The organism is Pseudomonas rubra (assembly GCF_028656935.1).
GTDB lineage: Bacteria > Pseudomonadota > Gammaproteobacteria > Pseudomonadales > Pseudomonadaceae > Aquipseudomonas > Aquipseudomonas rubra.
Genome location: NZ_JAMDGZ010000033.1, coordinates 20666 through 43430, shown reverse-complemented (window position 1 = coordinate 43430; position 22765 = coordinate 20666). Strand labels below are relative to the sequence as shown.

Below are 22765 nucleotides of genomic sequence, written 5' to 3'. Positions count from 1 at the left end.
TCCAGAGGAGCGTCGAGATGAGTGTTGAAGAAAAACGAATTCGTGAATTCGCCTACCAGATCTGGGAGTCGGAAGGTCAGCCCGAAGGCCAGCAACAGCGGCACTGGGAGATGGCACGCAAGCTCGCTGAGGCAGAAGCCCTGGCGCCCAGGGTCACACCGCGCAAACCCAGCGCCAAGGCCAAGCCGGCCAGTGCTGCGGCGGCGCCGAAAAAGCCCAGGGCAGCCAAGAAGCCACCGACTGCGTGAATCTGATCGCGGGGCAAGCCCGCTCCCACAGGCTGCACAGCTTTTTAAAAGCTGGCGAGATCCTGTGGGAGCGGGCTTGCCCCGCGATAGCGTCCAAGGAGCCCCATGACCAAGCCAAAGCCCACTGCCGAAGTCCACCTGGAACCCTCGCGCATCCGCGAAGGCCTACCCTTTCCTCTAGGCGCCAGCTGGGATGGACTGGGGGTCAATTTCGCGCTGTTCTCGGCCAACGCCACTAAAGTCGAGCTGTGCCTGTTCGATGCCAGTGGCGAGGTCGAGCTCGAACGCATCGAGCTGCCCGAGTACACCGACGAGATCTTCCACGGCTACCTGCCCGACGCCCACCCCGGGCAAATTTACGGTTACCGGGTGCACGGCCCGTACGACCCGGAAAACGGCCACCGCTTCAACCCCAACAAGCTGCTGATCGACCCGTACGCCAAGCAACTGGTCGGCAGCCTGAAATGGTCCGAAGCGCTGTTCGGCTACACCATCGGCCACCCCGACGGCGACCTCAGCTTCGATGAACGCGACAGCGCGCCCTTCGTCCCCAAGTGCAAAGTCATCGACCCGGCCTACACCTGGGGCCGCGACCAGCGCGTGGGCATTCCCTGGGAGCGCACGATCCTCTACGAAGCCCACGTGCGTGGCATCAGCATGCGCCACCCCGCAGTGCCGCAGGCAGACCGCGGGACTTTCGCGGGGCTTATGTGCGACGAGCTGCTGGGCCACATCAAGCAGCTTGGGGTGTCGTCGATCGAACTGCTGCCGATTCACGCCTTCGTCAACGACCAGCACCTGCTGCAAAAAGGCCTGAACAACTACTGGGGTTACAACAGCATCGCCTTTTTTGCCCCGCACCCACGCTACCTGGCCAATGGCAAGATCGCCGAATTCAAGGAGATGGTCGCGCACCTGCACGATGCAGGCCTGGAGGTGATTCTTGACGTGGTCTACAACCACACCGCCGAGGGCAACGAGCTGGGGCCGACCCTGTCCATGCGCGGCATCGACAACGCCTCCTACTACCGCCTGATGCCGGATGACAAGCGCTTCTACATCAACGATTCCGGCACCGGCAACACCCTTGACCTGAGCCACCCCTGCGTGTTGCAACTGGTCACTGACTCGCTGCGTTACTGGGCCGGAGAAATGCACGTAGACGGCTTTCGCTTCGACCTGGCAACCATCCTCGGTCGCTACCACGAGGGCTTCAACGAGCGTCACAGCTTTCTCGTCGCCTGCCGCCAGGACCCGTTGCTCAGCCAGGTCAAACTGATCGCCGAGCCCTGGGACTGCGGCCCCGGCGGTTACCAGGTGGGCAATTTCGCCCCTGGCTGGGCCGAATGGAACGATCGCTTTCGCGACACCGTGCGCGCCTTCTGGAAAGGTGACGAAGGCCAACTGGCCGACTTTGCCGCACGCATGACCGCCTCCGGCGAGCTGTTCAACCGGCGTGGACGCAGGCCGTATGCGTCGGTCAATTTCATCACCGCCCATGACGGCTTCACCCTGCGCGACCTGGTCTCGTACAACGACAAGCACAACCAGGACAATGACGAGGACAACCAGGACGGCAGCAACAATAACCTGTCGTGGAACCACGGTGTCGAAGGCCCCACTGCCGACCCCGAGATCAACGCTTTGCGCCTGCGTCAGATGCGCAACTTCTTCGCCACCCTGCTGTTGGCCCAGGGCACACCGATGATCGTCGCCGGTGACGAGTTCAGCCGCACCCAGCACGGCAACAACAATGCTTACTGCCAGGACAGCGAAATCGGCTGGGTCAACTGGGCACTGGACGACGATGGTGCGGCGCTGCTCAAGTTCGTCAAGCGCCTGACCAAGCTGCGCCTGGCCTACCCGGTGCTGCGCCGCTCACGCTTTCTGGTGGGTGACTACAATGAGGTAATCGGCGTCAAGGACGTCACTTGGCTCGCGCCGGATGCCAGCGAAATGACCATCGAGCAGTGGCAGCACGCCCACGGGCGCTGCCTGGGCATGTTGCTCGACGGTCGCGCCCAGGTCAGTGGCATTTTGCGCCCCGGCGCCGATGCCACCTTGCTGCTGATCGTCAACGCCCATCACGACACGGTCGCCTTCACCCTGCCCCAGGTGCCCGAAGGCGAACATTGGAATTGCCTGCTCGACACCGACCGCCCCCTCCTACGCAAAGGCGAGCAGCACGACTTTGCCAGCCAGCTCCAGGCCAGCGGGCGTTCCCTGCTGTTGCTTGAGCTGTACCGCGACGACGATGCCTGAGGCCATCGGCCCTTGGCCGTTGAAGTGCAGCTTTAGCAATCATTCGGCATAGCCGCGAACGTGGAAAGAGCGGTTGCGGCTATCAAAGATGAATTTTTGTTTAATTTCAGACGATTGCTTTATCCAATAGCTTGATAACGGTTGATTCACGCTTTCTTGACGCCCGACCGCTCCTCTCCTTAGCTAGAAGTAATGCAGCAACTGCAGATTCCATTCCGAGCCTCTAGCTCGCGCGTTTCAGCGCGTGGCCGGGACCGGTTTGCTGGTTTGGGTCGCCCTCTGGTTTTGCATTACAGCCCGTGACGTCAGGCCAGATCCCTGGCTAGTGAAAACAGAGGAGAACCGCCATGAAAAAAACTGCAAATCCCACGGGCTTTGAGTACGTTTTCTATGCGGTTTCCACGTCGCTGCTTTTGGCAACCCCGTTGGAAACCCATGCATTGGGCCTGGAGGATAACAACCCGCTAAACAACCTGGTGCAGGCTCAACCTGCCCTCTCGCTCATCCCGGTCAGCACCAGTGGCCTGGGCCTGAGCACCCTGGGCGCATTTTCCGAGCGCCTGGCCGAGCGCAACGCCCCGGTCGCGAGCGACACCATTGCCAGCCAGTGGGCGCAGTTTTTCCCGACCCCAGTGCGCACCCCGAGCCCGGAAGCCGACAACCTCAGTGCACCAAACCGCAGCCTGCAGATCAGCCCTGATCTGTTCGTTCGTGAAACCAGTGGCGGCAACGTTCACCGTGCCGGTTTCTTCGTCGGCCACAGCAACCTGCAAAGCGGCTTTGACGGCCTGCGCAAACCTCAGGTCGGCGACCGCAAGACCGCGGTCAATCTCGACGGCGAGAGCCTGGGTGTGTACTGGAGCATGAGCCATGACCAGGGCTGGCACCTGGATGCGGTAGCCATGGGTACCCGCTTCGACATCAATGGCCGCAGCGAAACCGGTCAGCGCCTGGATGGCAACGGTCATGCCCTGACCCTGTCGGTGGAAGGCGGTTACCCCATCAGCCTGGGCAATAACTGGACCCTGGAGCCGCAGGCCCAGTTGATCAACCAGCAGTACTTTCCCGGCAGCCAGACCCAGACCGACACCCAGCAAGCCTTCGATGAACAACCGAACTGGACCGGCCGGGTCGGTGCCAAGTTGTCTGCGCGCTACAATGTGCGCGGCATGCCGATCGAGCCTTTTGTGCGGACCAACGTCTGGTACGACTTCTCCAACGCCGACACGGTGAGCCTGGACAAGGTCGACAAGATCAGCAGCGGGCGTAACTCGGCCACCGTCGAACTGGGCCTGGGCCTGGTGGCGCGGGTCACGCCGAAAGTGGCGCTGTTTGTCAGCGCCGACTACAGCAGCGACATGGATGACAATGACATTAACGGCCTGATTGGCAACCTGGGGATCAGGGTGCGCTGGTGATGCGAGCGCTTCGCACTCGATCGCTGGCAAAGCCAGCTCCCACAAGTTCGGTGTATGCAGGTCACTTGTGGGAGCCGGCCTTGCCGGCGATGGATATCACTGCGGCCGCAAGATCAGCACCCCCAACGGCGGCAAGTTCAACGCCAGCGACAACGGTTGCCCATGGCTGGGCAACGCCTGGCTGGGCACTTCGCCGAGGTTGCCATAATTGGTACCGGCGTAGCCCTCGGCGTCACTGTTGAGCACCTCCACCCAGCGCTCACCGAACGGTACGCCGATGCGATAGCCCTCACGCGGCACCGGGGTGAAGTTGGCCACCACCAGCAACGGCTCGCCACTCGCGCTCCAGCGTAGCCAGGCGTAAACGCTGTTGTGCGCATCGTCGCCGATCAGCCACTGAAAGCCCTGGGGCTGGCAATCCTGCTCATGCAAGGCACGCTCATCGCGATACAGGCGGTTGAGGTCGGCCACCAGCCGTTGCACGCCCAGGTGTTCAGGATATTTGAGCAGGTACCAGTCCAGTTCGCTGTCGTGGTTCCACTCACGCCACTGGCCAAACTCGCAGCCCATGAACAGCAGCTTCTTGCCCGGATGGGTCCACATGAACGTCAGGTAAGCACGCAGGTTGGCGAACTTTTGCCAGCGGTCACCGGGCATCTTGTCGATCAGCGAATGCTTGCCGTGCACCACTTCGTCATGGGAGATCGGCAGGATGAAATGCTCGGAATAGGCATAGATCAGGCCGAAGCTCATTTCGTTATGGTGATAGGTGCGGTGGATCGGGTCGTTCTGGATGTAGTGCAAGGTGTCGTGCATCCAGCCCATGTTCCACTTGTAGGCAAAGCCCAGGCCACCCTGCTGGGTCGGTTGGCTGACGCCCGGCCAGGCCGTGGACTCTTCGGCGATCACCAGCGCACCGGGGGCTTCCAGCGCCACCACATCGTTGAGATGACGCAAGAAGTCGATGGCTTCGAGGTTCTCGCGCCCGCCATGACGGTTGGGTACCCACTCGCCGGCCTTGCGTGAGTAGTCGCGATAGAGCATCGAGGCCACGGCATCGACACGCAGGCCATCGATATGAAAATGCTTGAGCCAGTGCAGCGCCGAGGCCAGCATGAAGCCGTGCACTTCGGTACGGCCCAGGTTGTAGATCAGCGTGTCCCAGTCCTGGTGGAAGCCTTCGAGCGGGTTGTCGTACTCATACAGCGCAGTGCCGTCGAAGCGCACCAGGCCATGGCTGTCGGTGGGGAAATGCGCCGGTACCCAGTCGAGAATCACGCCGATGCGCGCCTGGTGGCAGGCGTCGATAAAGGCGGCAAAATCCTCGGCCGTGCCGTAACGTGCGGTCGGGGCGAACATCGACAGCGGCTGATAGCCCCAGGAACCGCCAAAGGGGTGCTCCATGATCGGCATCAGTTCGATATGGGTAAATCCCAGGTGCTGGACATAAGGCACCAACCGCTCGGCCAGTTCACGCCAGTTGTAAAAGCGCGCGACTTCGCCGTTGTCGTCCAGTTCGCACTGCCAGGAGCCGGCGTGCAGTTCGTAGATCGACAGCGGCGCGTTGTTGGCCTGGCGCTCACCGCGCACCTGCATCCAGCCCTGGTCCTGCCAGTCATGGTTCAGGGGCCCGGCAACCTTCGAGGCGGTGCTGGGCGGCAACTCGGTGGCGCGGGCCAGCGGGTCGGCTTTGAGCGGCAGAATGCCTTCACGGCCGAGCACTTCATACTTGTAGGCCTCGCCGGCCTGCAGGCGCGGCACGAACAGTTCCCAGACCCCGGACGGGTGGCGCAGGCGCATGGGGTGGCGGCGGCCGTCCCAGTTGTTGAAGTCGCCGACCACCGAGATCCGCCGGGCATTGGGCGCCCAGACGGAGAAACGTACCCCGTCGACGCCCTCGACGGTGAGCGGTTGCGCGCCCATGGCCGCGGACAGGTCACGGTGATTGCCTTCGGCGAACAGGTACAGGTCCATATCGCCTAGCAACGGACCAAAGCTGTAAGGGTCTTCGCTGATCTGCTCAGCACCGGCCCAGTTGATCTGCAACAGGTACGGTTGTTGCTCTGCTAAATGCGTGATGAACAGCCCCGGCACCGGGCCCTGTTCCAACTCTGCCAGCACACGACTGTCACTGCGGGCCAACAGCCTCACGTTCAGGGCATTGGGCAGGTAGGCGCGGACAAACAGGCCACCTGCACCATCCGGGTGCGGGCCGAGCACCGCGAACGGGTCGGTGTGTTCGGCTCTGACCAGGGCATCGATATCTCGTTGCCCCAACCCTCCTTCCTCGCGCTTGCGTTGAGTCATCTACTGCTCTCCCCAGGTACTGATCAGACCATGCAGGCCATGCAAAGGCACGGCCAGCCAATGCGGACGGTTTTCGGCTTCGTAGAGGATTTCGTAGGCGGCTTTCTCGAGACTGAACAACGCCAGGGCCGCCTGTTCGCCGCTGCCTTGCTCCCAGGCATGGGGCATGGCCGCACTGGCCAGGCCATAGGCCTCGACAAAGGCATGCCGGGCCTGGTGCAGGTAACGGCGGGCGACGCGTTGACGCGCCTTGTGGGCAGCCTCGCAAAGATCGACACCAGAAGCACTGCGCAGCACCATCGCAGCAGCATAGTCGAAGGAACGCAGCACGCCGCTGACATCCTTGTACGGGCTGTGTTTGGCCCGCCGCTGGTCCAGCGGCCGCGCCGGTTCGCCCTCGAAATCAATCAGGTAGGCATCACCCTGCACCACCAGTACCTGACCCAGGTGCAGGTCGCCGTGCACGCGCATCAGCAGCCCGCCAACTGCCTGTTTGCTCAACTCGCCGACATGCTTGAGCAGGCTCTTGCGTTGCTGTTGCAGGTCGTCGACCAGGGCCTGGCTGTCGCTGTCGAGGCTGGCGCGGTGTTCCTGTAGCAGGTCGAGGGCGCGGCTCAGTTGGGCACCGATCTGCGTTTTCCAGGCCTGGCTGTCGCGGTGGGTGCTGGCCTGCGGCTGGAACGCAGGGTCAGCGCTCGGTGCAGCCAGCAGCAAGTGCATCTCGCCCAGGCGCTGGCCGAGCAAGGCGGCAAAGTCAGCCAGCTCCTGCAACGCGTCAGTGTGCACATCCTGATCCTTGCTCGACGGTTCCATTTCGTCACGGATGGCCCGTTCGAGGGTGTTCTGGGTCCAGTCCCAGGCGTCGCCCTGGTTGCTCAGGTAGCCCTGGGCGATCATCAGCAGGTGCGGCTGCGCCTGGGCGTCGACACGGCTGACCCAGCCCAGCAACGGCGAGATATTGGCAAAGCCGGCAGCCGTCAGGTAGGCGCTCATTTCCAGCTCCGGGTGCACCCCGGGGTTGACCCTGCGAATCAGCTTGAGCACCAGACTGCCACCGACCACCACCGAGCTGTTGGACTGCTCGGCGCTCAGGTAGCGGATTTCAGCATCGTCGCCCAGGTTCAGCGCCACCAGTTGTTCAGTGGCCTCAAAACACAGTTCACCCTCGCTGCACGGCAGGCGCAGGCCGTCCCGGCAACCACTGAGCACGGCGCGGACAAAGCTTTCGAGGACAAAACCATCGGTGATCAAACCCACCTGGCGACCGCGTCGGACCCGGGCCAGGGCCAGTTGCTGCGGCGCAGGGCTAGTAAGGTGGTCTTCACTGATCAAGCCAAATGGCAACTGGTAACGGCTGCGCTGGCCAGCGCTCTGCACGTCGATCTCGCTGAGCAGTACCGGGCTTGTGGCAGCACCAAAGCGCACGCCGTAGACGATCTGCACCTGTTCGATGCCGCTTTGCTTGCCAGCGAACCAGCGTCGCTTGGGCAGGTACTGGGGCAGGATGCTGTCTTGCAAGGTGGCCCGTGCCGGCGCCTCGAGCAGCTCTTCCATACGTTTTTTCAGCACCAGGGTGGTGAACTCCGGCAGGCTCTGGGCCGGCTCCCTGTGCCAGCTGGGCATCTGGTCCTTGTCGGCCAGCAGGAACCAGTAAAACCCATAGGGCGGCAAGGTCAGCAGAAACGGCAACTGGCCGATCGGCGGGAACGCGCTGCCGCCGAGCATCTCCACCGGCACCTTGTCGGCATACTGCTGCAGTTCAAGCTCCGCCGCTTGCGCCGCACGTGAGACGTTGGCCACGCAGAGGATGATCTCGCTGTTGCCATCGCTGCCGGTGTACTCGCGAATATAAGCCAGGATCCGTCGGTTGCTCGGGCTGAGCATCTTCAGCGTGCCGCGACCGAAGGCCTTCTGCTGCTTGCGCACGGTCAACAGGCGCCGGTTCCAGTTCAGCAGCGAGTGCGGATCAAAGGCCTGGGCTTCGACGTTGACCGCCTGGAAGCCGTACAACGGGTCCATGATCGGCGGCAGCACCAGACGCGCAGGGTCGGCACGGGAGAAACCGCCGTTGCGGTCGATCGACCACTGCATGGGTGTACGTACGCCATCGCGGTCTCCCAGGTAGATGTTGTCGCCCATACCGATCTCGTCGCCGTAGTACAGGGTCGGCGTCCCGGGCATCGACAGCAGCAGGCTGCACAGCAACTCGACCCGCCGCCGATCACGCTGCAGCAATGGCGCCAGGCGCCGGCGAATGCCGAGGTTGATGCGCGCCCGGCGGTCTTCGGCATAGTAGTTCCATAGGTAGTCGCGCTCGCGGTCGGTGACCATCTCCAGGGTCAGTTCATCGTGGTTGCGCAAGAAGATCGCCCACTGGCAATTGGCCGGAATCTCCGGGGTCTGGCGCAGGATGTCGGTGATCGGAAAACGGTCTTCCTGGGCCACGGCCATGTACATGCGCGGCATCAATGGGAAGTGAAAAGCCATGTGGCATTCATCGCCCTGGCCCTGGCCAAAATACAGCTGGGTATCTTCCGGCCACTGGTTGGCTTCGGCCAGGAGCATGCGGTCGGGGTAATGGGCGTCGATTTCGGCGCGGATCCTCTTCAGCACCTCATGGGTTTCGGGCAGGTTCTCATTGTTGGTGCCGTCACGCTCGATCAGGTAAGGGATGGCGTCCAGGCGCAGGCCGTCGACGCCCAGGTCGAGCCAATAGCGCATGACGTCGAGCACGGCCTTGAGCACCTGCGGGTTGTCGAAGTTGAGGTCCGGCTGGTGCGAGTAGAAGCGGTGCCAGAAGTACTGGCCGGCGACCGGGTCCCAGGTCCAGTTGGACTTCTCGGTGTCGAGGAAGATAATCCGCGTGCCGTCGTACTTCTGGTCGCTGTCGGACCACACGTAAAAGTCCCGCGCCTTGCTACCCGGTTTGGCACGCCGGGCCTTCTGGAACCAGGGGTGCTGGTCGGAGGTGTGGTTGATGACCAGTTCGGTGATCACCCGCAGGCCGCGCTGGTGCGCCTGGGCGATGAAGCGCTTGACGTCGGCCAGCGTGCCATAGTCGGGGTGCACCGCCTTGTACTCGGCAATGTCGTAGCCGTCGTCGCGGCGTGGCGAGGGGTAGAACGGCAACAGCCACAAGGTATTGACCCCAAGCTCGGCGATGTAGTCGAGCTTGGCGATCAGCCCGGGAAAATCGCCGATGCCGTCATTGTTGGAATCGAAGAAGGATTTGACGTGTACCTGGTAGATGATCGCGTCTTTGTACCACAGGGGATCATCGATAAAGGCCGCTGGGCGGGCGCGCTTGGCCATGCTCGACTCCTTTCTAGAGGGCTTTTTCGATACGCCAGATCGCAAATGGCAGGTGCCAGGGCTCGATGCGCATCCATTGGGTCTTGCCGTGCCAGGTCCAGCGATGGCCGCTCATCAGGTCTTCGCCGAAGGTGTCGGCGTTATCGTCCAGCCCCAGCTCCCATAGCGGCAATTCGAAATGCGTTTCCTGAGCGTTGTGCGGATCGAGGCTGACGGCGATGAGAATGAAGTTGTCGCGCGCGGCGGTGCGCTTGCCGAAGTACAGGATGTTGTCGTTCCAGGCCTGGTAGAAGGCCACGCCCAGGTGCGTCTGCAGCGCCGGGTTCTGGCGGCGGATGCGGTTGAGCTGGGCGATTTCGGCAATGATGTTGCCCGGCTGGGTGAAGTCCCTTGGGCACAGCTGGTACTTCTCCGAATCCAGGTATTCTTCCTTGCCCGGCACCGGCGTCGCCTCGCACAGCTCGAAGCCCGAATACATGCCCCACAGCCCCGAACCCATGGCAGCAAGGGCTGCGCGGATGAGAAACCCGGCGCGCCCGGACTCATGTAAAAAGTACGGATTGATGTCCGGGGTATTGACGAAGAAATTCGGCCGGTAGCAGTAGCGCCACGGCGCCTGGTTGAGCTCTTCGAAGTAGCTTTGCAGCTCGGCCTTGGTGTTGCGCCAGGTGAAGTAGGTGTAGCTCTGGGAATAGCCGACCTTGCCCAGGCGCGCCATCATCGCAGGCTGGGTGAAGGCTTCGGCAAGGAAGATCACCTGCGGGTACTGGCTGCGGACATTGGCAATCAGCCACTGCCAGAACGGCAACGGCTTGGTGTGCGGGTTATCGACCCGAAAGCTATTGACCCCCTCCTTCACCCAGCCCACTACCACGTCGCGCAGGGCCAGCCACAAGGCCGGTACCGAATCTGCGGCGTAAAAATCGACGTTGACGATGTCCTGGTACTTCTTCGGTGGGTTCTCGGCGTAGCGGATGCTGCCGTCCGGGCGCCAGGAGAACCAGCCTGGGTGTTCCTTGAGCCAGGGATGGTCCTGAGAGCACTGGATGGCAAAATCCAGGGCGATTTCCAGGCCATGCTCGGCAGCGGCGGCCAGCAGCCGGCGAAAATCCTCGCGGCTGCCCAGTTGCGGGTGAATTGCCTCATGCCCGCCTTCAACGCCGCCAATGGCATAGGGGCTGCCCGGGTCATCCGGTTCGGCCTGCAAGGCGTTGTTGCGACCTTTGCGGTGGCGCACGCCAATGGGGTGAATGGGTGGGAAGTACAGCACGTCAAAACCCATGTCACGGATCATCGGCAGGCGTTCGTGCACATCATTGAAGGTGCCGTGGCGCTGCGGGTCGTCGGTAATCGAGCGCGGAAACAGCTCATACCAACTGGCAAATTGCGCCTGCAGGCGTTCGACATCCAGCGGGTATTCAGGGCTGCGGCTGAGGTAGGTGCGGTGCTCTGCCTCGGCCATCAGCAGTGCGGTGTCCGGGTGCAGTAGCAAGGCCACTTGCTCCTGGCTGGGCAACCCCGGCAGATGTTGGTACAAGGCCTGCAACTGGTCGCGCAGCGGCCCGTCGCTGCGACCGATATTGTGCTCGATCAACAGCAGCCCTTCCTGCAACTCCAGCTCCACTGCAACGCCTGCGCTGAGTTTCTTCTCCAGGTCATGGCAATAGGTGGCGAACGGGTCGATCCAGGCCTCGATGCTGAACAGGTGGCGGCCCTGCTCGCTGACGGTGAATTCGGCCTGCCACAGGTCATTGCCGGCAAACCGCATCGGCACGCAATGCCAACGCCGGCCATGGGCCTGGCGCCAGTTGAGCATCACCGCCAGGGCGTCATGACCATCGGCATAGACCTTGCTGCTGACCTGCACCGGGGCACCGACCACCGCCTTGACCGCAAACAGCCCGCCATCGAGCACCGGCAGGGTGTTCTCGATCACGATCCGCGGTTCGAGCAAGGCCTGGGAAAGGCTCAGGGCCTGGTCCGGGCGATCGGTTTCGAAGGGCTCATCGCGGGTCATCGAACGTTGCTCCGTTATGAAATGACGGTAAAGGTTCGAGCGGAGCCGCGGCTGGGGGTTCAAAAAATCAGCGATTGGCCGCGGCCATCACCGGTCAAAGCGTAGTATCCAATCGCTGGCAAGCCAGCTCCCACAGGATTATCAGAGCACTCAAGGGCTCCGCTGTACCTGTGGGAGCTGGCTTGCCAGCGATAGCAACGCCACGGACTCAGCGCTTGATCAGTTCTTCAATGCTGATCTCGCGCATGCGGAACTTCTGCACCTTGCCGGTCACCGTCATCGGAAACTCGTCGACAAAGCGGAAGTAACGCGGGGCCTTGAAGTGGGCAATGCGGCTCTTGCACCACTGCTGCAGTTCGATCGCGCTGGCGCTGTGGCCGGGATGGAACTTGATCCAGGCGACGATTTCTTCACCGTAGCGCTCATCGGGTATGCCGATCACCTGCACATCCGCCACCGCCGGGTGAGTGAAGAAGAACTCTTCAAGCTCGCGCGGATAGATGTTCTCGCCACCGCGAATGATCATGTCTTTGTTGCGCCCGGCGATGCACACATAGCCCGCCTCGTTCATGCTCGCCAGGTCACCGGTATGCATCCAGCCGGCCGGATCGATGGCCTCGCCGGTGGCTGCCGGGTTGCCCCAGTAGCCGAGCATCACGCTGTAGCCGCGGGTGCACAGCTCACCCATCTGCCCGCGCGGCACGATGCAGCCGTGCTCGTCGATGATCTTGCTCTCCAACTGCGGCTGGGTGCGCCCGACCGTAGTCACGCGCAGCTCAAGGTCATCATCCGCACCGGTCTGCATCGACACCGGGCTGGTTTCGGTCATGCCATAGGCGATCTGCACCTCGCTCATGTGCATCTCGCCAATCACCCGGCGCATCACCTCGATCGGGCAGGTGGCGCCGGCCATGATCCCGGTGCGCAGGGTCGACAGGTCCATTTCGCGGCGCTGCGGGTGATCGAGCATGGCGATGAACATGGTCGGCACGCCGTACAGCGCCGTGGCTTTTTCTTGCGCCACACAGCTCAAGGTCAGCAGCGGGTCGAAGGCATCGTTGGGGTAGATCATGGTGCTGCCATGGGTGATGCAGCCCAGGTTGCCCATGACCATGCCGAAGCAGTGATACAGCGGCACCGGGATCACCATGCGGTCGTGCTCGCTCAGGCCCAGGCTTTCGCCGACCATGTAGCCGTTGTTGAGGATGTTGTAATGGCTGAGGGTGGCGCCCTTGGGAAAGCCGGTGGTGCCGGAGGTGTACTGGATGTTCACCGGCTGATCGAACTGCAGGCTTTGCTGGCGGGCCTGATACTGCGCCGGATCGGTTTCGCTGGCCAGCCAGGTCAGGCGATCCCAGGGTAAAAATCCCGCAGGCGGCTGCGCATCAAGGCTGATCACTCCGCGCAGTTCCGGCAAGCGCTCGCTGCGCAGTTGCCCGGGTGCTTGCTGAGCCAGGTTCGGTAGCAGTTCGCCAAGCATGGCATGGTAGTTGGAGGACTTGAAGGCACCGGCGCTGATCAGCCACTGACAGCCCGATTGCTTGAGTACGTATTCAAGCTCGCTGGTGCGGTAGGCCGGGTTGATGTTGACCAAGATCACGCCGATCTTGGCACTGGCGAACTGGGCGATGCACCACTGCGCGCAGTTCGGCGCCCAGACGCCCAGGCGATCGCCGGTTTGCAAGCCCAGCGCCATCAGCGCACGGGCATGCAGGTCGACACTGGCGGCCAGTGCCTGCCAGCTGTAGCGCAGCTGTTGATGACGGACCACCAGCGCCTCACGCTCGGCAAAACGCGAGGCCGTCTGGTCGAATGCCTGACCGATGGTCATGGCCAGCAGCGGCTTGTCCTGGCGGCCCTGGGTATAGCTCGGTTGATTCATGGCGGTCCCTTTTTGTGGTTGTTTTGGGAGCTGACTCAAGCGGGTCTTACTCTGGCTGATATTAACGTTAACGTAAAGGTCATGGCGAGATTGACAGTGAACGGTGACAGGTTTACGTTAACGTAAAGGTTACAAGCCAATCGCTGGCAAGCCAGCTCCCACAAGTGCTGAGTGCACTGAACCCTGTGGGAGCTGGCTTGCCAGCGATGAGGCTAGTCAACACACCCTGATCCAAGAACAAATAGAAGGTGCCAGCATGCGTTATCCGACCCTGAACTTCGCCTTGGGCGAAACCATCGACATGCTTCGCGACCAGGTGCAGTCCTTCGTCGCCGCTGAACTGGCGCCGCGCGCCGCGCAGATCGACCAGGACAACCTGTTCCCCGCCGACATGTGGCGCAAGTTCGGCGACATGGGCCTGCTGGGCATCACCGTCGCAGAAGAATACGGCGGCGCCGGCCTGGGCTACCTGGCCCACGTGGTGGCCATGGAAGAAATCAGCCGCGGCTCGGCCTCGGTCGCCCTCTCCTACGGCGCCCACTCCAACCTCTGCGTCAACCAGATCAACCGCAACGGCAATGCCGAACAAAAAGCCAAGTACCTGCCCAAGCTGATCAGCGGCGAGCACATCGGCGCCCTGGCCATGAGCGAGCCCAATGCCGGCTCCGACGTGGTGTCGATGAAGCTGCGCGCCGAGCAGCGCGGCGACCACTTCGTGCTCAATGGCAGCAAGACCTGGATCACCAACGGCCCCGACGCCAACACCTACGTGATCTACGCCAAGACCGACCTGGAAAAAGGCGCCCATGGCATCACCGCCTTTATCGTCGAGCGCGACTGGAAGGGCTTTAGCCGCAGCAACAAGTTCGACAAGCTGGGCATGCGCGGCTCTAACACCTGCGAACTGTTCTTCGACAACGTCGAAGTGCCCAAAGAGAATATCCTCGGCGCCCTCAACGGCGGCGTGAAGGTGCTGATGAGCGGCCTGGACTACGAGCGCGTGGTGCTCTCCGGCGGCCCGACCGGGATCATGCAGGCCTGCATGGACCTGGTGGTGCCCTACATCCATGACCGCAAGCAGTTCGGCCAGAGCATCGGCGAGTTCCAGCTGATCCAGGGCAAGATTGCCGACATGTACACCCAGCTCAACGCCAGCCGCGCCTACCTCTACGCCGTGGCCCAGGCTTGCGATCGCAGCGAGACCACACGCAAGGACGCAGCCGGGGTCATCCTTTATAGCGCCGAACGCGCCACCCAGATGGCCCTGGAGGCGATCCAGATCCTCGGCGGCAACGGTTACATCAACGAATTCCCGGCCGGCCGCCTGCTGCGCGATGCCAAGCTCTACGAGATCGGTGCCGGCACCAGTGAAATCCGCCGGATGCTGATCGGCCGCGAACTGTTCAACGAAACCCGCTGAACTCAAGGAATCGCGCCATGGCTACCTTGCACACCCAGATCAACCCGCGCTCGGCGGAGTTCGCCACTAACAGCACGGCCATGCTCGAACAGGTCGATGCCCTGCGCCGCCTGATCGCCCAGGTTCACCAGGGCGGCGGGCCCAAGGCCCAGGAGCGGCATACCTCGCGGGGCAAACTGCTGCCGCGCGAACGCATCGACCGCCTGCTCGACGCCGGCTCACCGTTCCTGGAGATCGGCCAACTGGCTGCCCATGAGGTGTACGGCGAAGACGTCCCCGCCGCTGGCGTGATCGCCGGCATCGGCCGGGTCGAAGGCGTTGAATGCATGATCGTGGCCAACGATGCCACGGTCAAAGGCGGCTCCTACTACCCGCTGACGGTAAAAAAGCACTTGCGCGCTCAGGCCATCGCCCTGCAAAACCGCCTGCCGTGCCTGTACCTGGTGGACTCCGGCGGCGCCAACCTGCCGCGCCAGGATGAAGTGTTCCCCGACCGCGAGCACTTCGGGCGGATCTTCTTCAACCAGGCCAACATGAGTGCCTTGGGGATTCCCCAGATCGCCGTGGTCATGGGTTCGTGCACCGCAGGCGGCGCCTACGTGCCGGCCATGGCCGACGAGGCGATCATGGTCCGCCAGCAGGCAACGATCTTTCTCGCCGGCCCCCCGCTGGTCAAGGCCGCCACTGGCGAGGTGGTCAGCGCCGAGGAGCTGGGCGGCGCCGATGTGCATTGCAAGACCAGCGGCGTAGCAGACCACTATGCCGATAACGACGAGCACGCCCTGGCCATCGCCCGGCGCTGCGTGTCCAACCTCAACTGGCACAAGCTTGGCCAACTGCAACTACGCGCCCCGGTGGCGCCGCTGTACAGCAGCGAAGAGTTGTACGGCGTGGTCCCCGCTGATGCCAAGCAGCCGTTCGATGTGCGCGAGGTGATAGCGCGCCTGGTCGACGGCTCGGTGTTCGATGAGTTCAAGGCGCTGTTCGGCACCACCCTGGTGTGCGGCTTTGCCCACCTGCACGGCTACCCCGTGGCGATCCTGGCCAACAACGGCATCCTCTTCGCGGAAGCGGCGCAAAAAGGCGCGCACTTTATCGAGCTGGCCTGCCAGCGTGGCATTCCCCTGTTGTTCCTGCAGAACATCACCGGCTTCATGGTCGGCCAGAAGTACGAGGCCGGCGGCATCGCCAAGCACGGCGCCAAATTGGTGACAGCCGTGGCCTGCGCCCAGGTGCCGAAGTTCACCGTGATCATCGGCGGCAGCTTCGGCGCCGGCAACTACGGTATGTGCGGCCGCGCCTACGACCCGCGTTTCTTGTGGATGTGGCCCAATGCGCGGATTGGCGTGATGGGCGCAGAACAGGCCGCCGGGGTGCTGGCCCAGGTCAAGCGCGAGCAGAGCGAACGCAGTGGCCAGGCCTTCAGTGCCGATGACGAAGCACGCCTGAAGCAGCCGATCCTCGACCAGTACGAACACCAGGGCCACCCCTACTACTCCAGCGCCCGGCTGTGGGACGACGGCGTCATTGACCCGGCGCAAACCCGCGAGATTCTTGGCCTGGCGTTGTCTGCAGCCCTCAACGCACCGATCGAACAAAGCCGTTTCGGCATTTTCCGGATGTGACCATGAGCGACTTCACTACCCTTGAGCTGATCAAGGACCCCCGTGGGTTCGCCACCCTGTGGCTGAGCCGGGAAGACAAGAACAACGCCTTCAACGCGCAGATGATCCGCGAATTGATCATCGCCATCGACCACCTCGGCGCCGACAGCAGCCTGCGTTTTGTGCTGCTGCGCGGCCGCGGCCGGCACTTCAGCGCCGGCGCGGACCTGGCCTGGATGCAACAGTCCGCGGCCCTGGACTACAACACCAACCTCGATGATGCCCGCGAACTGGCCGAGCTGATGTACAACCTGGCGCGGCTCAAGCTGCCAACCCTGGCGGTGGTGCAAGGTGCAGCCTTCGGTGGCGCCCTGGGCCTGATCAGTTGCTGTGACATGGCCATCGGCGCCAGCGACGCGCAACTGTGCCTGTCCGAGGTACGCATTGGCCTGGCGCCGGCAGTCATCAGCCCGTTCGTGGTCCAGGCCATGGGCGAGCGCGCCGCGCGCCGCTACGCCCTGACCGCCGAACGCTTCAGCGGCGAGCGCGCCCGTGAACTGGGCCTGCTGGCCGAAGCCTACCCGGCCGCCGAGCTGGAACAGCAGGTCAACCACTGGATCGACAACCTGCTGCTCAACAGCCCGCAAGCCATGCGTGCCAGCAAGGAGCTGTTGCGTGAAGTCGGTCATGGCGAACTGACCCCGGCCATCCGCCGCTACTGCGAAAACGCCATTGCCCGCATCCGCGTCAGCCCCGAAGGTCAGGAAGGCCTGCGCGCCTTTCTGGAAAAGCGCAGCCCGGCCTGGCAGGGCGAACCGTCGAACAAGGAGCCGCGCCCATGAGTCGCCCCCCATTGACCACCCTGCTGGTCGCCAACCGCGGCGAAATCGCCTGCCGGGTGATGCGCACCGCCAAAGCCCTGGGCCTGACCACTGTGGCCGTGCACAGCGCCGTTGACCGTGAAGCACGGCACAGCCGCGAAGCTGACATCCGCATCGACCTGGGCGGCGCCAAACCTGGAGAAAGCTACCTGGACATCGACAAGCTGCTGGCCGCAGCCAAGGCCAGCGGCGCCCAGGCGATCCACCCCGGCTACGGCTTTTTGTCCGAGAACGCAGGCTTTGCCCGCGCCATCGAACAGGCCGGGCTGATCTTCCTCGGCCCGCCGGCCAACGCCATCGATGCCATGGGCAGCAAGTCGGCGGCCAAGGCCCTCATGGAGCAGGCCGGCGTGCCACTGGTGCCGGGTTATCACGGCGAAGCCCAGGACCTGGAAACCTTCCGCGCCGCGGCCCAGAAGATCGGCTACCCGGTACTGCTCAAGGCCACCGCCGGTGGTGGTGGCAAGGGCATGAAGGTGGTCGAGAGCGAGAGCCAGCTCGGTGAAGCCCTGGCTTCAGCCCAGCGCGAGGCGCAATCATCGTTCGGCGATGCGCGCATGCTGGTGGAAAAATACGTGCTCAAACCCCGCCACGTGGAGATCCAGGTGTTTGCCGACCAGCACGGCAACTGCCTGTACCTCAACGAACGCGACTGCTCGATCCAGCGTCGTCATCAGAAGGTGGTCGAAGAAGCCCCTGCCCCGGGCCTGAGCAGCATCCAGCGCCAGGCCATGGGCGAAGCGGCGGTCAAGGCCGCTCAGGCCATCGGTTACGTCGGTGCCGGTACTGTGGAATTCCTCCTCGATGCCCGTGGCGAGTTCTTCTTCATGGAGATGAACACCCGCCTGCAGGTCGAACACCCCGTCACCGAAGCGATCACCGGCCTGGACCTGGTGGCCTGGCAGATCCGTGTCGCCTGTGGCGAGCCGCTGCCAATCAGCCAGACGCAGGTGCCGCTCAATGGTCACGCCATCGAAGTGCGCTTGTACGCTGAAGATCCGGCCAATGACTTTCTTCCGGCCACCGGCCACCTGGCCCTGTACCGCGAGTCGGCGCCGGGCGAAGGCCGGCGGGTCGACAGCGGGGTCAGCGAAGGCGACGACGTCTCGCCGTTCTATGACCCGATGCTCGGCAAGCTGATCGCCTGGGGCGAAACCCGTGAGCAGGCGCGCCTGCGCTTGCTGGCGATGCTCGACGAGTTTGCCATCGGCGGGCTGAAGACCAACATTGCCTTCCTGCGGCGTATCCTTGCCCACCCGGCGTTTGCCGAGGCCGAGCTGGATACCGGCTTCATCCCGCGTTACCAGGAGCAACTGCTGCCTGCGCCACACGCCTTGCCCGCAGCATTCTGGCAGGCGGCGGCCGAAGCCTTCATCCAGAGCCAACCGTTGCAACCGCGTAGCGATGACCGCCATTCGCCCTGGGCCGCCAACAACGGCTTTCGTGCCGGCGTGCCGGCGCAAGTCAGCCTGCACTTGACCTGCAGCGGTGAGGAGCGGGCCATCAGCCTGAGCCAGATGGCGGCGTCGAACTTCAGGCTTGAAGGTGAGCAACTGCTGATCGACGAAAGCGGCCTGCGCCGTCGGCACCTGGCAATCCGCCGTGGCGACACCCTGTACCTGCACTGGGACGGTGAGCTGCACAGCATCAACCGCTACGACCCGATTGCCGAAGCCGATGCCGCGCACAGCCATCAGGGCGGCCTCGGCGCGCCCATGAACGGCAATATCGTGCGGGTGCTGGTGGAGGTTGGCCAGGCGGTGGAAGCCGGTACGCAACTGGTGGTGCTCGAAGCCATGAAGATGGAACACAGCATCCGCGCGCCCCACGCCGGGACGGTCAAGGCGCTGTTTTGCCAGGAAGGCGAGATGGTCAGTGAAGGGGTGGTGCTGGTGGAGCTGGAGGAGGCTTGAGGCATCAGGCTGCTAGCGCAGCCATCGCCGGCAAGGCCGGCTCCCACAGGGTCCAGTGTAAACAGATCCATTGTGGGAGCCGGCCTTGCCGGCGATGAAGGCGACGCGCACCCTCAGAATTTCATTAATGCCTGCACCACCACCCCCAGCAATTCACATTGCTCGGTGCACAAGGCCTTGGGATAGGTCGGATTGAGCGGGCGCAGATAGCGCTGGCCGCCCTCCTCACTCAACTGGCGAAAACTGACGGCCGTGCTGCCTGGCGAACGCGCGATCACCAGCTTGCCGGTTTCGGCCTCAAGCCCGGCATCGATCAGGATCAGCATCCCCTCCGGCACGCTCAAGCCCAGCGGGGCTGTCATCGCATCGCCCTCAACCCTGAGCCAGAACGCCCGCCCCTCTGCCTTGTAGTCGGTAGATTGCAACGGGCAGTCTTCGGTCGGCGCGTCCAGGTTGCCCCACGCCAGTACCGGATAGCGAAAATACAGTTCGTGCTGTAGGCCATCGGCGCCAGCAACCGTCGCCGGATTGCCCAAGACCGTGTAGGAACCGTTGTTTTCCGCCACCTGATGAGGGAAAACCATCTGCAGCGGCGGCAAACCCACCTCCACCAGAATCTGGTTGAGCACCCGCAGTTTCGGCTCGCGCTCCTCGCGCAGCCAATGGCCCACGGCGCCCTGGGTCACCCCGATGCGTTCTGCGAGCGTTTCCTGCGTGACCTTCAGTTCACGCATCCTGGCTTTGACCAGGTCAGTCCATTTATCCATCGCTGGCACGATACGGACTGCCTCCTGGCGCTCAATACACATATTGTAGTATTTAAACAATAGTCATAACTACAAAACGTATTAGCATTGTCGACACCTCTCATCGCTTACCTAGACAGCAGGCAGCCGAATGAACCCGACAATTCCTGATACAGACCTTGGCCTTGATTCCGAATCACTAAGTAACAGCGATGCCGCCCGGCGCGCACTGGACTTCTACCTCAACCCGGCACCGCCTCAGATCGACCCTGATGAGCCGATACTGGTCGCCCGCGAAGGCCTCAGCGATGCCCAGACCACTGCCCAGGCTACAACCCTGTTGCGCTACGCCGCAGCCACCACCTGCGAGTCGGCTGAGGGCCTGCAAGGCACAAAGCGCGACCTGGCCCTGACGTCCTTGCAAATGATCAATAGCGTGCGGAGGATGCTTGAGCGCATGGCAGCCAACAAAGGGCCCGCCTGAGGTCAGTGGCCTTCAACGGAGCATCTTCGTGGGGAGTCGACGGTGCGCGGGGTTGGTGCCCGCCCGTCACGAGGGAGCGCATTCGGTAAAAGATTTTTACGGAATGACAGAAAATTCATTTGACTTGCAAATGATAACGATTATTATTGCTCACAACTGGTCGCGAGACTGGTTGGGTAACCTGAAAGCCCTTAGGTCGGACTCTCAGATTATCTCCTCATCAGGCTAATCACGGTTTTTGACCCGGCTTTTTGCCGGGTCTTTTTTTTTGGTCTTCAGGCTAATGAAGATGGGTGTTGCTTGAATGGCCGCGATGATAGCAAATGAATGTCGCGCAGTGAATGGTTGTAACAGCGCTTTGCTGAAATAGCACTTGAGAATCAATCTCGTTAAGATTAAGCTGTTGCAGCGTCAAGGAAGACGCCCCCACCCCACTGACCAGCAAGGAGCTTGTACATGACCCGTCTGTTGCTGCCCCTTGAACACAACCCCCTTTCCCACGACCTGGCGGACGACGCCCTGCTGCAGCGCTTGAAAAAGCTGCCGCGCCGCGTTCAACAGGTGTTCTTGCTCAGCCGCCTCGATCAACTGCCGTTCGCCAGCATTGCCGAGCGCCTGGACCTGCCCGCCATCACGGTCGAGCGCCACATGAACCAGGCCCTGCAGGCTGCCCGCGACGAGCGTGACGCCCTGGCAAGCATTGCCGGCCAATGGTACGTGCGCCTGCAGAGCCCACAGGTGACCGCCAGCGAACGTATCGACTTTCGCCGCTGGCTCGACAGCGCCGCGCAAAACCGCGAGGCGTTCCACGCCACCGAGTTGCGCTGGCGCTCCCTGCTGGCCCCGGCCCGACAGCTGGGTGAAGACGGCTGGTACCGGCAGGCGCGAGCGGCCCTGTCGCTGGGTGGTTGCTCGGTGGCTATCGGTCTGGGCCTGGCCGCCTTGGCAGCGATCGGTTTCTGGTCCTGAGCCAGGCGTGTAGAGTAGGCGTCACAACAACTCTACATGGAGCCTGGTGATGACCGTGACGCTGTCCCCCCTGCACATCGACTGCGATTTCGATTCCGGCAACATCCTCGTCAAGGATGCCAGTGACCCCGCGCACGTGCGCCTGGATATCCGCACCGATACCCACAGCCAGCATTTTCAGTGGTTCCACTTCAAGGCCGACGGGCTGACCCCAGGCCAGATCCATGGCTTTGCCCTGGAAAACGCCGGAAAATCGTCTTACCACGAGGCTTGGAGCGGTTACCAGGCCGTCGCCTCCTACGACCAGCAACAGTGGTTCCGGGTGCCCACCAGCTACGATGGCAAGGCCCTGACGTTCACCCTCAAGGCTGAACAACCCCAGGCCTGGTTCGCCTACTTCGAGCCCTACCCGCGGGCGCGCCACAATCAGTTGATCGAACGCGCCAAGACCCTGCCAGGCGTCAAACTGCTGGCCACCGGCCGCAGCGTCGAAGGCCGCGACATCCCGCTGCTGCGTGTCGGCAACGGTGAGGCAGGCAAGCGTAAGCTGTGGATCATCGCCCAACAGCATCCCGGCGAGCACATGGCCGAGTGGTTCATGGAGGGAGTGATCGACCGCCTGCAAGGCAATGACCCGGCTATCCAGGCATTGCGGCAGCAAGCCGACCTGTACCTGATCGCCAACATGAACCCTGACGGCGCCCTCCACGGCCATCTGCGCACCAACTTCGCGGGCCAGGACCTGAACCGCGCCTGGCAGGATGCAAGCATCGACAAGAGCCCGGAAGTGCTCTTCGCCCAGCAGCAGATGAAGCTATATGGCGTCGACCTGTTCCTCGACGTGCATGGCGATGAAGAAATCCCCCACGTGTTCACTGCCGGCTGCGAGGGCAACCCCGGCTACACCCCGCGTATCGCCGGGCTGGAAAAGACCTTTCGCGACAGCCTGTGCGAGCGCACCAAGGATTTCCAGCAAGTCCATGGCTACCCGCTTTCAGCTCCGGGTACAGCCAACATGACCCTGGCCTGCAACAGCGTCGGCAATAGTTACGACTGCCTGTCGCTGACCCTGGAGATGCCATTCAAGGACCACGACGACGCCCCCAACCCCGAAACCGGCTGGAACGGCCAGCGCAGCAAGGACCTGGCCAGCGCTGTACTGGACGTCTTCGGGCAGATGGTCAACACCCTGCGCTAACGCTGCTGGCGAGCAGGATCAACCACCCTGGCAGGCAAAGCAAAGACCTTCCGGGGCCTTGCCACCCTAAATGGCGGCCACCCACGCCGCCGTTTAGGAACCCC

15 protein-coding genes are annotated in these 22765 nt (G+C 62.8%); 10 read left to right on the top strand and 5 right to left on the bottom strand.

Going from position 1 to position 22765, the window contains the following annotated elements; genetic code table 11:
• Positions 1-17: 17 nt before the first annotated feature.
• The 3 genes from M5G17_RS15855 (at position 18) to M5G17_RS15845 (ending at position 3928) form a co-directional block, all read left to right on the top strand.
• Entirely contained in the window at positions 18-248 is a 231-nt protein-coding gene (locus M5G17_RS15855; RefSeq protein ID WP_273893844.1) for a DUF2934 domain-containing protein, read from the top strand.
• Positions 249-353: 105 nt separating this feature from the next.
• The gene (gene glgX, locus M5G17_RS15850) at positions 354-2510 is read left to right on the top strand and encodes a glycogen debranching protein GlgX (protein ID WP_273893843.1); all 2157 of its coding nucleotides are present in this window, start codon (positions 354-356) and stop codon (positions 2508-2510) included.
• A 347-nt stretch (positions 2511-2857) separates the two neighbouring features.
• Positions 2858-3928, top strand: coding sequence for an autotransporter domain-containing protein (locus M5G17_RS15845; protein WP_273893842.1), 1071 nt, complete (start codon positions 2858-2860; stop codon positions 3926-3928).
• A gap of 96 nt (positions 3929-4024) precedes the next feature.
• On the opposite strand, the gene glgB is transcribed toward M5G17_RS15845, so the two are convergent.
• The 4 genes from glgB to M5G17_RS15825 all read right to left on the bottom strand — a co-directional run bounded on the left by glgB (position 4025) and on the right by M5G17_RS15825 (position 13446).
• Positions 4025-6235, bottom strand: a complete 2211-nt coding sequence (glgB, locus tag M5G17_RS15840) for a 1,4-alpha-glucan branching protein GlgB (protein ID WP_273893841.1) — start codon at positions 6233-6235, stop codon at positions 4025-4027.
• The gene (gene treS / locus M5G17_RS15835; RefSeq protein ID WP_273893840.1) at positions 6236-9547 is read right to left on the bottom strand and encodes a maltose alpha-D-glucosyltransferase; all 3312 of its coding nucleotides are present in this window, start codon (positions 9545-9547) and stop codon (positions 6236-6238) included.
• Positions 9548-9560: 13 nt separating this feature from the next.
• Positions 9561-11564, bottom strand: coding sequence for an alpha-1,4-glucan--maltose-1-phosphate maltosyltransferase (locus tag M5G17_RS15830; protein WP_273893839.1), 2004 nt, complete (start codon positions 11562-11564; stop codon positions 9561-9563).
• Between the two features lie 208 nt (positions 11565-11772).
• Positions 11773-13446, bottom strand: a complete 1674-nt coding sequence (locus tag M5G17_RS15825) for an AMP-binding protein (RefSeq protein WP_273893838.1) — start codon at positions 13444-13446, stop codon at positions 11773-11775.
• A 256-nt stretch (positions 13447-13702) separates the two neighbouring features.
• On the opposite strand from M5G17_RS15825, the gene M5G17_RS15820 reads away from it, so the two are divergent.
• Genes M5G17_RS15820 through M5G17_RS15805 form a run of 4 tightly spaced genes read left to right on the top strand, consistent with a single transcriptional unit; the run spans position 13703 to position 19264 of the window.
• Complete coding sequence (locus M5G17_RS15820) at positions 13703-14866, top strand: isovaleryl-CoA dehydrogenase (protein ID WP_273893837.1); 1164 nt, start codon at positions 13703-13705, stop codon at positions 14864-14866.
• 17 nt (positions 14867-14883) lie between these two features.
• Positions 14884-16491, top strand: coding sequence for a carboxyl transferase domain-containing protein (locus M5G17_RS15815; protein ID WP_273893836.1), 1608 nt, complete (start codon positions 14884-14886; stop codon positions 16489-16491).
• A gap of 2 nt (positions 16492-16493) precedes the next feature.
• Positions 16494-17312 carry a gamma-carboxygeranoyl-CoA hydratase gene (locus M5G17_RS15810; RefSeq protein ID WP_273893835.1) on the top strand — a complete coding sequence of 273 codons (819 nt, stop codon included), beginning with the start codon at positions 16494-16496 and terminating at the stop codon, positions 17310-17312.
• Complete coding sequence (locus M5G17_RS15805; protein WP_273893834.1) at positions 17309-19264, top strand: acetyl/propionyl/methylcrotonyl-CoA carboxylase subunit alpha; 1956 nt, start codon at positions 17309-17311, stop codon at positions 19262-19264. The genes M5G17_RS15810 and M5G17_RS15805 overlap by 4 nt, the downstream gene beginning before the upstream one ends.
• A 113-nt stretch (positions 19265-19377) precedes the next feature.
• Here M5G17_RS15805 and M5G17_RS15800 read toward each other — a convergent pair whose 3' ends face one another.
• The gene (locus tag M5G17_RS15800) at positions 19378-20031 is read right to left on the bottom strand and encodes a LexA family protein (protein WP_273893833.1); all 654 of its coding nucleotides are present in this window, start codon (positions 20029-20031) and stop codon (positions 19378-19380) included.
• Between the two features lie 130 nt (positions 20032-20161).
• On the opposite strand from M5G17_RS15800, the gene M5G17_RS15795 reads away from it, so the two are divergent.
• From M5G17_RS15795 to M5G17_RS15785, 3 genes are all read left to right on the top strand, one after another.
• A complete protein-coding gene (locus M5G17_RS15795; protein WP_273893832.1) occupies positions 20162-20494 on the top strand; it encodes a DUF6124 family protein in 333 nt (110 codons plus the stop codon).
• A gap of 456 nt (positions 20495-20950) precedes the next feature.
• The gene (locus tag M5G17_RS15790) at positions 20951-21463 is read left to right on the top strand and encodes a sigma factor-like helix-turn-helix DNA-binding protein (protein ID WP_273893830.1); all 513 of its coding nucleotides are present in this window, start codon (positions 20951-20953) and stop codon (positions 21461-21463) included.
• 49 nt (positions 21464-21512) lie between these two features.
• Positions 21513-22661 (top strand): M14 family metallopeptidase, encoded by a 1149-nt coding sequence (locus tag M5G17_RS15785; RefSeq protein WP_273893829.1) that lies wholly within the window; start codon positions 21513-21515, stop codon positions 22659-22661.
• Positions 22662-22765 lie beyond the last annotated feature (104 nt).